Raw genomic sequence first — 14,448 nt, 5'->3', positions numbered from 1 at the left:
CTACATGGGGCACATACCCTGTAGGGTCGAATTCATTCGACCGATACCTCCAGCTGTTATCCCGCCGCCAGGGCCTGCTTCACCGTCGCCAGCTTCACGCACACCACAAAGGCATCGATACTGGCCTGCACCTCCTCCGACGAGGGGAAGGTGGGGGCGAGGCGAATATTGGTGTCGGCCTCGTCCCGGCCGTAGGGGTGGGTGGCGCCGGCGGGAGTGAGCTTCACGCCGATATTCCCCGCCAGGTCCACCACTTCCCGGGCCAGGCCGGGGCGGGTGTCGAAGGAAATGAAATAGCCGCCGCGGGGCGCGGTCCAGTGACCCATGCCGGTACCGGCCAGCTCTCGCTCCAGCGTATCCAGCACCGCCTCGAAACGGGGGCGGATCAGCGCCGCGTGCCGGGCCATGTGCGCCTCGATGGCGGCGCGATCGGGCAGGAAGCGCACGTGGCGCAACTGGTTGACCTTGTCCGGGCCGATGGTCTGGAAGGCCAGGTGGGCCTTGAGGGTGGACAGGTTGCGCTCGCTGCTGCCGACAAAGGCCACGCCGCCGCCGGCGAAGGTCACCTTGGAAGTGGAGCCGAACTGGAACACGTGGTCCAGGGTGTCGTGGGCCCGGCAGTAGTCGGCGATGGAGGCCAGCGCGGGGGCATCGTCATACAGGCTGTGCACCGCGTAGGCGTTGTCCCACATGACAATGAAATGCTCGCCGGCGAGTTGCGGCAGTTTCGCCAGCCGCTCCACGGTGTCGTCGCTGTACACGCAGCCGGAGGGATTGCTGAAGCGCGGCACGCACCAGATGCCCTTGATGTCCGGATCGTTCCTGACCAGCTCTTCCACCCGGTCCATGTCCGGCCCGCTGTCCAGCATGGGCACGGGCAGCATCTCGATGTGCATGTACTCGCAGATGGAGAAGTGCCGGTCGTAGCCCGGTACCGGGCACAGGAACTTCACCTGGTCGTTCAGCGCCCAGGCGGTATCCTCGCCGCGCAGGCCCTCGTTCATGGCGAAGTCGATCACCTGGTACATCAGGGTGAGGCTGCTGTTGCCGCCCACCAGGGTTTCCTCGGGGGCTACGCCCAGCAGGGCGCCAAACAGCTCCCGCGCCTCGGCCAGTCCGTCCAGGCCGCCGTAGTTGCGCACGTCGGTGCCGTCGGCGGCGCGGTAGTCGCCGCCGAGGATGCCGTCGAGTGCGTTCGACAGCGCCACCTGCTCGGCGCCGGGTTTGCCGCGGGTGAGGTCCAGCCCCAGTTTACGCTCCGCCAGCTGCTCGTATTGCTCGTAAAGATCGTTCAGCTGCTCCTTGAGCTCGGCTTCCGAGGCTTGATCGATGTGCACCCTTTGCTCCTTTGTCGTGAGTTGTTGACCGGGCATGCAAACAGGAATCGTCTTCTGTTGACATGCGTGCCGGACGGTTCCGGCACCTGATTGGCTCGCCTTCCAGGCCGGGCATGCGTTCCATGCCGGGCTAATATACTGTTGTGCGGCGCGTCAGTATAACGCCTGCGCCGCCGCCAGAGAATGCGCGGCGCCGCGGCTTGCCGCGGGCCGGCTTGAATTCCATGGGCAGCGAGCCCATATAACCGTTCGTAGCTCTCTCGTCGTTACTGATAACAAGGTGGCCTAATGGATACATCCGAGCAGTCGGTCGAAGCCGGCACCCCCAGCCAGTCACAGGGCGAACACACCCCGGCGGTGGCGGACGACGTACTGCCTGAGACGCTGTACCTGATTCCCACGCCCAACCGGCCTTTCTTCCCGGGGCAGGTCCAGCCGGTGGCCATCAATCCCGGCGAGTGGGGTTCGACCCTGAAGGCGGTCGCCCGGGAGGGGGGCAATGTCGTCGGCCTCTCCTATGTACCCGGAACGGCGCCCGGAACGGTGCCCGGCAACGATCCGGGCAAGCTGAACGCCCGGCAGTTCCCCGATATTGGCTGCGTGGTGCGCCTCCACCAGCCGCCGGAGGGCGCCGGTGCCGGCCATTTCCTCGCCCAGGGCCTGAAGCGCTTCCGCATCGTGCGCTGGCTCAGCCACGAACCGCCCTACCTGGTGCAGGTGGAGTATCCCCGCAGCCAGGGGGATCGCCAGAGCGACGAGGTGAAGGCCTACGCCATGGCCCTGATCAAGCAGATCAAGGAGCTGTTGCCGCTGAACCCGCTGTACAGCGAGGAGCTCAAGCAGTACATGGCCAATTTCAATCCCAACCAGCCCAGCCTGCTGGCGGATTTCTCCGCCGCGCTGACCACGGCCTCGGGGGACGACCTGCAGGAGATTCTCGACACCCTGCCGCTGATCTCGCGCATGGACAAGGCCCTGACCCTGCTGCGCAAGGAGCGCGAGGTGGCGGAGCTGCAGGGCAGGATCACCAGCCAGGTCAACGAGAAGGTGTCCGAGCACCAGCGTGAATTTTTCCTGCGGGAGCAGCTCAAGGTGATCCAGAAGGAGCTGGGCATCTCCAAGGACGACCGCACCAACGACGTGGAGATGTTCCGCGAGCGCCTGGAGGGCAAGACCCTGCCGGAGGCCGCCGCCAGTCGCATCGAGGACGAGCTGCACAAGCTGTCGGTGCTGGAGACCGGTTCGCCGGAGTACGGCGTCACCCGCAATTATCTCGACTGGGCCACTCAGGTGCCCTGGGGCGTCACCTCGAAAGACAAGCTATCGCTGGACCACGCCCGCGCGGTGCTGGACGAGCAGCACGACAGCCTGGAGGACGTGAAGGACCGCATTCTGGAGTTCCTGGCGGTGGGCGCCTTCCGCGGCGAAATCGCCGGTTCCATCCTGCTGCTGGTGGGGCCGCCGGGGGTGGGCAAGACCAGTATCGGCCGTTCGGTGGCCGATGCCCTGGGCCGCAAGTTCTACCGCTTCAGCCTCGGCGGCATGCGCGACGAGGCGGAGATCAAGGGCCATCGCCGCACCTACATCGGTGCCATGCCCGGCAAGTTCGTGCAGGCGCTGAAAGAGGTGGAGGTGTCCAACCCGGTGATCATGCTGGACGAGATCGACAAGGTGGGGGCCTCCTACCAGGGCGACCCGGCCTCCGCCTTGCTGGAAGTCCTCGACCCGGAGCAGAACGGCGAATTCCTCGACCACTACCTGGACCTGCGCCTCGATTTGTCCAAGGTGCTGTTCGTCTGCACCGCCAACCAGCTCGACACCATTCCCGGGCCGCTGCTGGACCGCATGGAAATCATCCGCCTGGCCGGCTACGTGGCGGAGGAGAAGCTGGCCATCGCCCGCAATCACCTGTGGCCGAAGCAGCTGGAGCGGCACGGCCTGAAGAGCGAGCAGCTCGGCATCAACGACGCGGCGCTCAAGTACGTGATTGAGTCCTACTGCCGCGAGGCCGGGGTGCGCAACCTGGAGAAACAGCTGTCGCGCATCATGCGCAAATCCATTGTCAGCATGCTGGAGAGCGGTGACGACAAGCAGCGCATCGCGAAGAAGGACATCGAGGCGCTGCTGGGCAAGCCCCCCTTCCAGCAGGAGAAGCCCCTGCGCGGACTGGGGGTGGCCACTGGCCTGGCCTGGACCGCCATGGGCGGCGCCACCCTGGCCATCGAGTCGTCGCAGATTCACACCCTCAACCGCGGCTTCAAGATGACCGGCAAGCTGGGGGACGTGATGAAGGAGTCGGCGGAGATCGCCTACAGCTACGTCATCGCCCACTTGAAGGACTACGGCTGCGACCCGGACTTCTTCGACATGAGCATGGTGCACCTGCACGTGCCCGAGGGGGCCACGCCCAAGGACGGACCCAGCGCGGGCATCACCATGGCCACCTCGCTGGTGTCATTGGCGCGCAAGGAGCGCATCCGGCGCCCCCTGGCGATGACCGGCGAGCTGACCCTGACCGGGCAGGTGCTGCCGGTGGGCGGCATCCGTGAAAAGGTGATCGCCGCGCGGCGCAGCAAGATTATGGAGTTGATCCTGCCGCGCGCCAACAAGCGCGACTTCGAGGAACTGCCGGACTACCTGCGCGAGGGCATCCACGTGCATTTCGCGCGCAACTACCGCGAGGTCTTCGAGTACGTATTCCACGAGCACCGGCGGGAGACATCGCTGCACTAGCCGGGGGCCGGCGCCCGGCCGCACTGCCAGCACCAATCGAAGGTGGCGGGGGAGTGGGCGCCGCAGGCCGGACACTGCCAGTCGGCATCCATCACGGGTTGCTGCTGTTGCTCAATAAGGTCCAGCGCCCGCTCGCGATCTGCCTCCCGGCGCAGCCACAGTTCCGGCCAGGTATCGATCGGCGCCAGTTCGCCGCTGGCGCCGGCGGCGTACTGGTTGCGCAGTGCCGCGTCGATGCCGTGGTGCTCGAGCAGGCCGCGCATCTGTTCCACCACGACCAGCTGCGGGTGGGAAAACACCGGCTTCATGGGCCCAACCGGCCGGGCGGCAGCGGCGACATCAGCTGAAGGCCTGGCCGATCCACAGGCCGACAAAATGCGAGGCCAGGATGACCGCCGTGGCCACACTCAGGTGTTCGGTGATGACCGGCCAGGGCGGGGTCTGTTGCAGCCGGGCGATCTGCCAGCTCATCAGCGCCAGCAACAGGGCGCCCCAGATCAGCGCCGCGATGGTGGCGGCCGTCAGCGGCAGCAGCAAAAACGGCACGATGAAAGTCAGCGCGACCACCAGCTTGGTGAGGAAGGTCACCGCGGTGGCGGTCCACACGTGCCTGGAATTGTGATTGGCCCCGGATTCCTCGGACAGGTGGATGCCCAGGGCGTCGGACATCGAGTCGGCGATGGCCACGATAAGAATGCCGCTGACCACGGTGGACATCGAGCCGGTGCCCGCGGCGAGCCCGGTCAGCAGCCCGCAGGGAGTGATGACCCCGGAAGTCGCGCCGAAGAACACCCCGGTGCGGGCGCCGTCGTTGAGGGTCATTGCCCGGGTACCCGCGCGGTAACCACGGCGCGCCGTGGCGCCGGATGGCCCTCGATGGTGCGGCTGGCGTCATCCGGGTCGAGAAAGTTGGCCAGGGAGTGGAAGCGCATCCAGTCGGTGGCGCGCTGCTCGTCGCTGGTGGTGGGCGCCACGTCCGCGAGGCTGGCGTCGACGAAGCCCAGCTTGCGCAACCAGCCCAGCAGGGTGTCCACGCTGGGCAGGAACCACACATTGCCCATGCGCGCGTAGCGGCCCTCGGGGACCAGGGTGTCGCCGGGGCCGCCCTCGATGACCAGGGTTTCGAGTACCAGCTGGCCGCCGGGGCGCAGGCAGTCGCGCAGTTCGGCGAGATGGTCCATCGGCGAGCGCCGGTGGTAGAGCACGCCCATGGAGAACACGGTGTCGAAGGCCCTCAGTCCCGGCGGCACGTGTTGGATGCCCAGTGGCAACACCCAGGTGTGCGGCTGTTGCAGGTATTTTTGCAGGGCCCAGAACTGCACCACGAACAGCGGTGTCGGGTCGATGCCGATCACTTCCGCGGCGCCCGCGCCGGCCATGCGCCAGCAGTGGTAGCCGCTGCCACAGCCCACGTCCAGAACCCGGCGCCCGGCCAGGTTATCCAGGTGGGGGGCGATGCGCTCCCACTTCCAGTCCGAGCGCCACTCGGTGTCGATGTGCACGCCAAACAACTCAAAGGGGCCCTTGCGCCAGGGGCGCAGCCGCTGCAGGGTGTCGCGCAGCGCCGCCCGCTCCGGCTCGGGCAGCGGGGGCTCGCAGTCGGCGCCGACCCGGGCGGCGTCGAGCACCCGGTGGCTCACGGCAATGTCGGGCAGGGCCGCCAGCGCGTCCAGCCAGCGGGGCAGGTCGCCGTAGCGCTGCAATGACAGGCCGGCGGCGATCTGCTCTTGCAGCTGCGCGGCCCAGGGCTGCAACGGTGAGTCGCGCCAGCGCTCTATCAGGGGGCGGTAGTCGAGGGTGTCAGCGCGACTCACTTCAGGGCAATTCACTTCAAGGCCACGAGCGAGGCGAAATTGAAGCACTGGAACCACACGTCGCAGCTGCCGAAGCCGGCCGCGGCGATGCGCGCCTTGTGCTGCGCCAGGGTCTCCGGCAGCAGCACGTTTTCCAGGGCGCTGCGCTTCTGGGCGATCTCCAGGTCACTGTAGCCGTTGGCGCGCTTGAACTGGTGGTGCAGGTCGATATTGAGGGCGTCGAGGTGGGGGTCCTCGAAGGTGACCTTCTCCGACAGCACCATGATACCCCCCGGTTTAAGGCCGTTGTAGATGCGGTTGATGATCGCATCGCGCTGTTCCACGGGCACGAACTGCAGGGTGAAATTGAGCACCACGACGGAGGCGTTTTCGATGGCCACGTCCTGCAGGTCGGCGCAGACAAGCGACACCGGGGTGTCGTGGCTGTCGGTGTCGATCACCGAGCGGCAGCGGGACAGCATGGCCTCGGAGTTGTCCACGCCGACGATCAGGCAATCGTCGAAGTGCAGGTGCTGGCGCATGGCCAGGGTCGAGGCCCCGAGGGAGCAGCCCAGGTCGTAGAGCCTGCTGCCGGCGGTGGCGTAGCGCCCGGCGAGCAGTCCGGTCATCGCCACGATGGTGGTATAACCCGGCACCGAGCGCTTGATCATGTCGGGGAAGACCTGGGCCACCTTGTCGTCGAAGCGGAACAGGCCCGGCGAGCCCAGGGGTTCGGCGTAGATGTCGTCGCGGGAGTCGGACACGGTTTGATCACACTGCGTTACTGTGAGCGGCAAATTCTAGCACGGTTGCGGCCGGCGCAGGGGCGCTCGCCGGTCCCGCGGCGGACTCACCCGTTGGGGGTGGTGTACTTGCGGCGGGCGCTGGCGCACAATGTTTCGCCTTTGCCGAACACCCGGCGACGTCGCCGCGGGCATTCGCCGCGGGCATCCCCCGCGGTTTTCGCCGCAGACTTCGCCGTAGACAGGAGACGATATGAAAGGCACCCACGAATACGCGGGGGACCCCCGCAACGACAGCATCCTCATCGAGATCAACGGCGAGCACTTTCCCCGGCAGGAGGCGAAGATTTCGGTGTTCGACTCCGGCTTTATCCTCGGCGACGGGGTCTGGGAGGGCCTGCGGGTCGAGGGCGGCACCGTGCTGTTCCTGGAGCGCCATTTGGAACGCCTGTTCGAGGGCATGAAAACCCTGGATTTCCAGCCGGATTTCACCAAAGAGGAGCTCACCCGCCGCCTCTACCGCCTGCTGGCGGCCAACGGCATGGAGGAGGGCGTGCATATCCGCCTGATGGTGTCCCGGGGAGTGAAGGCCACGCCCTACCAGGACCCGCGCATGACCATTACCCCGCCCACGGTGGTGATCATCCCCGAGTACAAGGAGGCCCTGCCGGAGACGGTGGAGAAGGGCGTGCGCCTGTACACGGTATACGTGCGCCGGGGCTATTCCGACGTACAGGACCCCACCCTCAACACCCACTCCAAGCTGAACTGTATCGGCGCCTGCATCCAGGCCGCCAAGGCCAGCTACGACGAGGCGCTGATGCTGGACCCCCACGGTTTCGTGGCCACCTGCAACTCCACCCACTTTTTCATCGTGCGCCGCGGCGAGATCTGGACCTCCACCGGCGACTACTGCCTGGACGGCATCACCCGCGGCAAGGTGCTGGAGATGGGGCGCGAGCTGGGGCTGACGGTGCGCGAGACCAACTTCACCCTTACCGACGTTTACAACGCCGAGGAGGCCTTTGTCACCGGCACCTTTGCCGGTTTGGTGCCGGTCACCGAAGTGGACGGGCGCGTCATTGGCGAGGGCGGCGAGCGGCCGGTGATCAAGCGCCTGCAGGCCCAGTACCGGGAAGTGGTGCAGCGTTACATTACCGGGCCCGGCAAGGGCCACCCGAGGGCGTGACTATGGACGTGGTGCGTATCGCCATGTGGTCGGGGCCGCGCAATATCAGCACGGCTCTGATGCGGGCCTTTGAGAACCGCGACGATACCGCGGTGGTGGACGAGCCGCTTTACGGCCACTACCTGAAAGCCACCGGCCTGGAGCACCCGGCGGGGGAGGCCGTCATGGCGTCCCAGGATTGCGACTGGCGGGTGGTGGCGGAGCAGCTCTGCCGCGGTTTGCCCGCCGGGACCGACGCGGCGACCACGCGGGTGTTCTACCAGAAGCACATGACCCAGCACATGCTGCCGCAGATCGCCCTGGACTGGACCGACTCGCTAAGCAACTGCTTCCTGATCCGCGAACCCCGGCGCATTATCGCCTCCTACGCCAAGGTGCGGCCGGACTTCGCTCTCGAGGAAATCGGTTTCCCCCAGCAGTGGGCGCTGTTCCAGCGAGAGGCCGATCGCACCGGCGAGGCGCCGCCGGTGATCGATTCCCTGGAGACGCTGCGGGCCCCCGAAAAGAGCCTGCGCGCCCTCTGCGCGCGGGTGGGCATTCCTTTTAGCGAGGGGATGCTGGGCTGGCCGGCGGGGCCGCGGGACAGCGACGGGGTGTGGGCGCCGCACTGGTACGCCTCGGTGGAGCAGTCCACCGGATTCGAGGCCCCGGCGGAAACGCCCCTGTCGGAGGTGGCCATACCCGCCCGCTACGAGGCCCTGTGTGAGGAGGCGGAGCGGATTTATGCCGAGCTGTACCGGCACGCGCTGGTGAAAACCAGCGAGAAATGAGTGGCGTGCGGCGGCTGGCGCTCCCCGGGGGAGTGCTAGTTCGCGCTGCGAACCAGTTCGGCGTCCTCGTGACTGTACTGGCGGCGGGTGCGCGCGCGCTGTTCGAAATCGGCGAAGTGCGTGCTGCAGCGCTGCCCGCTGTGTGCAGTCGTTTCGTGGCTGAACTTGATGCTGCGGAGAAATTCCACCAGGCTAGCCTTGCCTCGGTCGCGTCGTTGCATCGTAACCCTCTACCTACTGCTTTTGCTTCCCATAACAATCCGTAGTGTAGCGGCGGGGAGTTGTCAAGTGGCGTAAAAAGTACCGATAGAAACTGTGAAATAGTGGCGTATGGGAGCGGGAACTCAGCGCGAGGGAATGGTCCCGGCGTAACGTTCCCAGTTGTTCACCAGTTCCTTCACCACCGCGCTGCCCACCAGGTAGGCGTTTTCCAGCGCCGCGTCCAGGCCGGCGTAGCTGTCGTGCTGCTCCTCCCGCAGGTATTCGGCGGCGGACTTGCCCTTGGGCGGCATGGTGAAGTTGGAGGCGGTGCGCAGCACCAGCACGCGATGCTTGTCGACCCGGCCAGCCTCGTGCAGGTAACTCAGGGACTGGAAGGTGCCGGTGTCCTCCATCGCCGAGCTCACGAATTCGCCCTGGCCGTCGGTCCAGTAGTCGGTCCACTCATTGGCCCAGTCGTTGAGCAGCTCGCCGTGCCAGAAGGTCATGGCCGCGAGCTGGTCGCCCTTGAGCACGAAGGGCTTGCGCTGGGCCACGGGGTATTCCGGGTACAGCTTGCGGGTGGCGGCGAGGGCGGGGTCGTCCGGCAATTGCATGTCGCGGGTGAGGCCGTAGGCCCAGTCCACCAGGGCGCCGTTGAGCTGGAAGACTTCCCCCAGGTTGTAGCTCTTGCGCGCGGGGTCGCCGGGGCCCTGGCTGAACAGGGGGAAGTAGCCGGTGTCCCAGTCCTCGGGAATTTCCCGGGCGTCGATCTCGTGGGCCAGGTCGCCATCCACCAGGTACTCCGCCCAGGCCACCGAGCCCAGGGAGGCGTCGTTGGGGTCGAAGCCGGAAATGCCGGCCACCAGCCAGTAGGCGCGGCTGAGGTCGAAGCGCGGGTCCAGCCCCAGGGCCATGACGTTGGCCGCGGCGTTGGCGGTGCCCATGCCGGTGACGATGCCGAGCACGCCCATGTCCTTGTTGTAGTGGATATCGTGGTGCATGTGCGGGGCGGGGAACACGGTATCCAGGGGCAGGCGCTCGTGCCAGCGCTGGAACTCGCCGGCGGCGTCGCCGCTGTCCTCGCCGGTTTCGAACATGGTAACCACTACCACCTTGACCGGTAGGGGGGGCTGGGCTTCGCGGGCGGTGGTGCTCGACAGCGGCAGTAGCAGGAGCGCGAACAGGGACAGCGTGGCAAATATTCGGGTCATGTTGGCATCCGGTCAGTGTGGGTCAAACGCGTGCTGTACAAAGGTTTCGATGGCGGTTCGTGTCGGCGCGCTGGTTTGCGCGCCCAGGGTTTGCACCGACAGCGCTGCGGCGCCCTGGGCGAAGCGGATCGCCGCTTCCAGGCCGCCGCCCCGGGTCAGGGCCGCGGCGAGGCAGCCGTTGAACACATCGCCGGCGGCGGTGGTGTCCACCGCGTCGACGGCGAAGGCGTCGAACAGCCGGCCCCGGGCGGCATTGTGCCCGTCGCGCTGCGACAAGTACACGCCGCGGGCGGCGCGGGTGACCAGCACGGTGTTTACCCCGCGATCGTGTAGCACGGCGGCGGCCGCGGCGGCGCTGGCGGCGTCGCGCACGGCGATGCCGGTCAGGGCCTCCACCTCGGATTCGTTGGGGGTGATCATATCCAGCAGGGGGTAGAGGTCGGCGGGCAGTTCACAGGCCGGCGCGGGGTTGAGGATGACCACGGTGTCCGCGGCGCGGCCCATTCTCGCCGCCTCGATCACCGTGTCCAGCGGGCTCTCCAGCTGCAGCAGGAGCACTGTCGCCTTGCGCAGCAGCGACCGGGCCGATTGCAGGTGGCGGATGCCGAGCCGGGCATTGGCGCCGGAGGCGACGCCGATGGCGTTTTCACCGTCGGCGGCGACAAAAATGTGGGCGACCCCCGACGGGGTATCATCATCCACCACGCAGTGGCGGGTATCGATGCCCTCGGCGGCGAAGCCCGCCAGCGCCTGTTCGCCGAAACTGTCCCGGCCCACGCAGGCCACCAGGCTGACATCGGCCCCGGCGCGGGCGGCGGCCACCGCCTGGTTGGCGCCCTTGCCGCCCGGGGCGGTGCTGAACGTGCCGCCGAGCACGGTTTCCCCGGGGCCGGGCAGGTGGGGGACCTGCAGGATCATGTCGGTATTGCTGGAGCCGATTACCACCAGTTGCGCCATGCCCGTTCTCTCCTACAGGTTGGAATAGATGATCATGCCCAGGCCCACGAGGAAGCAGGCGAACATGGCAGTGATCAAATGGCCGGTCCCGCGGGGTGTGTCCTTGAACTCCTTCCAGATGAATACGCCCCAGAAGGCCGCCACCATGGTCGCCCCCTGACCGAGGCCGTAGGACACGGCGTAACCGGCCTTGCCGGCGGCGATGATGTTAAAACAGAAACCGGTGGCCCAGATCGCGCCCCCGAGAATGCCCACCAGGTGCAGCCGTGGGGTGCCGCGGCTGAAGTACTCGCCGGGTTTGGCCGGCTCGCCGCTGATTGGCCGGTACATCAGCGGCACCAGGAACAGCAGGTTGGACAGCAGCAGGCCGATGGCGAAGATCACCCCGGCGGAGTAGGGCGTCATCAGTCCGGGTTCCGGGTCGGCGAAGTCGAAGGACATGGATTGGGCCACAAAGCGGTAAAAGAAACCCATGGTGATCCCGGCGATCACCGAGATGGTCAGGCCCTTGCCCACCCGGGTCGAGCTTTCCCCCGGCACCCGGCGGTAGATGATTGAGTCCAGCACAATGGCCACCACCACCAGGCCCACGCCGAGGAACAGCAGGGCGGGGCTGTTGACCTGGGCCGGGTCGTAGTTGGCCAGCACGCCGATCACCAGCGCCAGGCCGATGCCCACCGGGAAGGCCACCGCCATGCCGGCAATGTCGATGGCCACCACCAGCAGGATATTGGCCAGGTTGAACACCGCGCCCCCGAGCAGGGCCATGCGGATGGCGTCCCCGCTGGCCTGGGAAATATCCGCGGTGAAGGCCCGCCCGGCCTCGCCGTTGCTGCCCAGGGTAAATGCCAGCAACAGCGCCAGCAGCAGCACCCCGATGGAATAGTCCCAGTAGAACAGCTGGAAGCGCCACTCCTGGGTGGCGAACTTCTGGGTATTGGCCCAGGAGCCCCAGCACAGCATGGTGACGAAGCACAGCGCCACCGCGACGGCATAGCTCTCGACGATAAACATGGTCAGCCCTCTGTTGTTGTCTTTTTACGGGATACTGAACCTCCGTCATTCACACGATTCATGTTGGGGCCACGGGCAAACCCCGGGGTTTTGCCCGTGGCCCGCCACCAGTGTAGAAGAAGGTCCGGGGGCGCGCTATGCCGGCCACCGCCGGCAGCGGCTCAGAACTCGGTGGCCAGGGAGACGCCCCACACCCGCGGCTCGTTGGTGAAGCCGGTCAGGTTGTTGAAGTCGATGGCGCCCTGCACGTTTTCCTCGTCGGTGATGTTGCGGCCAAACAGCGCGATCTCATAGCTGTGGTCGCGCATGCGCCAGCCCAGGCGCACGCCGCCCTCGTACTGGCCGTCGGTGCGAAACTCCTTGGCGTCGTAGAGGAAAATCTGGGTGTCGCCCTGGTAGGACCAGTCGGTAAAGGCGAACAGCTCGCCCTCGCGTCCCACCGGCACGGTATAGGAGACGGTGAAGTTGAAGGTGGTCTCCGGCGCGTTGGGGAAGGGATTGCCGTCGACGAACACGAAGCCGCCGCCGGCGGAGGGGTCGGTCGGGGTGCAGGCGCGGCTGCCACAGGGGGCCACGCGCAGGCCGCTGTCCTCGATTTCGGTGTCGGCGTAGGCCGCGCCGAAGGTCAGCTGCAGGTTGTCGGTGACCATCCATTCCACATCGAGCTCGGCGCCCTGGCCGGTGCCCTGGTCGGCGTTGACCAGCTGGATCAGGTTGCCGGCGCCGCCCACCGCGGTGAACTGCATGTCCTCCACCTCGTAGTAGAACAGCGCGGTGTTGAGGCGCAGGCGGTTGTTGGCCAGCTCGGCCTTGTAGCCCACCTCGAAGGAGGTGATGGTCTCGGAATCCGCGACCGAGGGCGCCGCGCCGAAGGCCACGTCGCGGCCCTGGATGGTCGGCGCGCGGAAGCCGGTGCCCACCTTGGCCCAGAACGTGCTGTTGTCGCTGGCCGCGAAGGACAGGGCCAGGTCGCCGCTGACCTGGTCGTCACCCACGTCCACGGTGTAACCCGGGGCGGAGAAGTCTTTCTCGTCGTCGGTGTAGCGGATGCCGGCGGTCAGGGTCCAGGCCTCGCCCAGCGCCAGGTCGCCCTGGCCGAACACCGCCCAGGTGGTGTTTTCGTGAGTGACGGTGGTGGCGGCCATGAAAAACGGGTTTGTTTCCACGTCGAGCTCGGAGTCGAAGTAGAAAACCCCCACCTGCCAGTTGAAGCGCTCGCCGCCGGCGTTGGCCAGGCGGAATTCCTGGGACAGCTGGCTGGTGTCGGCGGCGTCCTGGGTCTGGGAGGGGAAGGGGATGAAGCCGGGGCCGGACTCCAGGTTGCCGCCGTCGATGTCACCCAGGCTGCGGCCCTCGGCGTCCTCCCAGGCGGTGATGGAGGTCAGGGTGAATGCGTCGAAGTCGTAGTCCAGTTTCAGGTTGAGCCCCGCGTTGTCGTACTCCTGGGGGTTGTTGTCGCCCTCGTCGAAAAATACCGTGTCGCGGTCGTAGTTATCGTTGAGGTCGTTGCTGCCCGGGCTGAAGATGTTGGCGCGGAACACCGCGGCGGTGCCGTCCAGGTCGCGGTAGTGGGCGCCCAGCAGGGCGCTGAAGCGCTCGTTCGGCTCCCACAGCAGGAAGCCCTTGGCCGCTTTTTCGCGGAAACCGCCGAGGGCGTCGTCCTCGCCGGTGTAGCCGTTGTCGATCCAGTCCTCGCGGCTCTGGTAGAGCACCGCCACGCGGCCGGCCAGGGTATCGGTGAGGCCGCCGCCCATGGCGCCCTCGAAATTCACCGTGCCCAGGGTGCCGATATCCACCTTGGCGCGCCCCTCGGGTTCATGGCCGGGCTTGCGGGAGTCGAACTTCACAATGCCGGCGGTGGTATTGCGGCCGAACAGCGAGCCCTGGGGGCCGCGCAGCACTTCCACGCGGTCGATATCGAACAGCGGGAAACTCTTGAGGACCACGTTCTCCTTGACCACCTCGTCCATGATCACTGAAACCGGTTGCGAGGCGGCCAGGTCGAAATCGATATTGCCCAGGCCGCGGATATAGAAGCGCGGCGCCACGCGGCCGTTGGAGGACTCCACGTACAGGCCCGGCACCCGGGCCGACAGGCCGCGGATATCGGCGCCGCCCTCGAAGATCGAGCTGAAGCGCTCGCCGGACAGGGTGGCCACCGACAGCGGCACGTCGAGCAGGCTCTGTTCGCGCTTCTGCGCGGTGACGATGATTTCCTCCAGCTGCGCCAGCGCGGGCGTGGCGAGGCTTGCGGCAACGGTCGCGGCAAGTGTCATCCGGGGGGCGTGCAACCTTTTCATGGGCATTCTCCTGCAGATTCTGGGCGTATTTGCCGGTGGGCTTGTCGCGGGCATGTGCAGGGCTCTAGTGGGCCCGGGTGGCGTTATGGTCACATTTGTGCAAAATTTACCCGCATTGCCGGGAACTCGCAGCCCGTTCCGGCAAAAGTACCAGAATTGACAGTGTTCACATTGCGGGCCGCGCCGCGGTGGCGCTGCAT

The 14,448-nt window shown here is 66.6% G+C and carries 13 protein-coding genes; 3 read left to right on the top strand and 10 right to left on the bottom strand.

Annotated features, from left to right (window positions below; all coding sequences use genetic code 11):
• Positions 1 to 56: 56 nt before the first annotated feature.
• Positions 57 to 1,337: an aminotransferase class I/II-fold pyridoxal phosphate-dependent enzyme gene (locus tag JYP50_RS03900; RefSeq protein WP_206559171.1), complete on the bottom strand. Its 1,281-nt coding sequence runs from the start codon at positions 1,335 to 1,337 to the stop codon at positions 57 to 59.
• Positions 1,338 to 1,625: 288 nt separating this feature from the next.
• On the opposite strand from JYP50_RS03900, the gene lon reads away from it, so the two are divergent.
• Positions 1,626 to 4,070: an endopeptidase La gene (gene lon, locus JYP50_RS03895; RefSeq protein WP_206559170.1), complete on the top strand. Its 2,445-nt coding sequence runs from the start codon at positions 1,626 to 1,628 to the stop codon at positions 4,068 to 4,070.
• Here lon and JYP50_RS03890 read toward each other — a convergent pair.
• From JYP50_RS03890 to cmoA, 4 genes are read right to left on the bottom strand one after another with little or no spacing between them, the layout of a single operon-like run.
• Positions 4,067 to 4,378, bottom strand: coding sequence for a DUF2007 domain-containing protein (locus JYP50_RS03890; protein WP_206559169.1), 312 nt, complete (start codon positions 4,376 to 4,378; stop codon positions 4,067 to 4,069). The two genes, lon and JYP50_RS03890, sit on opposite strands and share 4 nt — an antisense overlap.
• 31 nt (positions 4,379 to 4,409) lie before the next feature.
• Complete coding sequence (locus tag JYP50_RS03885) at positions 4,410 to 4,892, bottom strand: hypothetical protein (protein ID WP_206559168.1); 483 nt, start codon at positions 4,890 to 4,892, stop codon at positions 4,410 to 4,412.
• Positions 4,889 to 5,884 (bottom strand): tRNA 5-methoxyuridine(34)/uridine 5-oxyacetic acid(34) synthase CmoB, encoded by a 996-nt coding sequence (gene cmoB / locus JYP50_RS03880; RefSeq protein WP_206559167.1) that lies wholly within the window; start codon positions 5,882 to 5,884, stop codon positions 4,889 to 4,891. The genes JYP50_RS03885 and cmoB overlap by 4 nt, the downstream gene beginning before the upstream one ends.
• Positions 5,885 to 5,895: 11 nt before the next feature.
• A complete protein-coding gene (cmoA, locus tag JYP50_RS03875; protein ID WP_206559166.1) occupies positions 5,896 to 6,627 on the bottom strand; it encodes a carboxy-S-adenosyl-L-methionine synthase CmoA in 732 nt (243 codons plus the stop codon).
• 232 nt (positions 6,628 to 6,859) lie between these two features.
• On the opposite strand from cmoA, the gene JYP50_RS03870 reads away from it, so the two are divergent.
• Complete coding sequence (locus JYP50_RS03870) at positions 6,860 to 7,795, top strand: aminotransferase class IV (protein WP_206559165.1); 936 nt, start codon at positions 6,860 to 6,862, stop codon at positions 7,793 to 7,795.
• A gap of 2 nt (positions 7,796 to 7,797) precedes the next feature.
• Positions 7,798 to 8,565, top strand: a complete 768-nt coding sequence (locus tag JYP50_RS03865; protein ID WP_206559164.1) for an HAD family hydrolase — start codon at positions 7,798 to 7,800, stop codon at positions 8,563 to 8,565.
• A 35-nt stretch (positions 8,566 to 8,600) separates the two neighbouring features.
• On the opposite strand, the gene JYP50_RS03860 is transcribed toward JYP50_RS03865, so the two are convergent.
• The 5 genes from JYP50_RS03860 to JYP50_RS03840 form a co-directional block, all read right to left on the bottom strand.
• On the bottom strand, positions 8,601 to 8,786 hold the full coding sequence (locus JYP50_RS03860; protein WP_206559163.1) for a hypothetical protein: 186 nt from the start codon (positions 8,784 to 8,786) through the stop codon (positions 8,601 to 8,603).
• A gap of 123 nt (positions 8,787 to 8,909) precedes the next feature.
• Positions 8,910 to 9,977 (bottom strand): purine nucleoside permease, encoded by a 1,068-nt coding sequence (locus JYP50_RS03855; protein WP_206559162.1) that lies wholly within the window; start codon positions 9,975 to 9,977, stop codon positions 8,910 to 8,912.
• A gap of 12 nt (positions 9,978 to 9,989) precedes the next feature.
• Positions 9,990 to 10,934 carry a ribokinase gene (gene rbsK, locus JYP50_RS03850; RefSeq protein WP_206559161.1) on the bottom strand — a complete coding sequence of 315 codons (945 nt, stop codon included), beginning with the start codon at positions 10,932 to 10,934 and terminating at the stop codon, positions 9,990 to 9,992.
• 12 nt (positions 10,935 to 10,946) lie between these two features.
• Positions 10,947 to 11,948, bottom strand: coding sequence for a GRP family sugar transporter (locus JYP50_RS03845; protein ID WP_206559160.1), 1,002 nt, complete (start codon positions 11,946 to 11,948; stop codon positions 10,947 to 10,949).
• A 161-nt stretch (positions 11,949 to 12,109) separates the two neighbouring features.
• Positions 12,110 to 14,248 carry a TonB-dependent receptor gene (locus JYP50_RS03840; RefSeq protein ID WP_206559159.1) on the bottom strand — a complete coding sequence of 713 codons (2,139 nt, stop codon included), beginning with the start codon at positions 14,246 to 14,248 and terminating at the stop codon, positions 12,110 to 12,112.
• Between the last annotated feature and the right edge of the window lie 200 nt (positions 14,249 to 14,448).

This window comes from Parahaliea mediterranea, from assembly GCF_017255185.1.
GTDB lineage: Bacteria > Pseudomonadota > Gammaproteobacteria > Pseudomonadales > Halieaceae > JAFKCZ01.
This window is presented reverse-complemented; position numbering and strand designations above follow the sequence as displayed.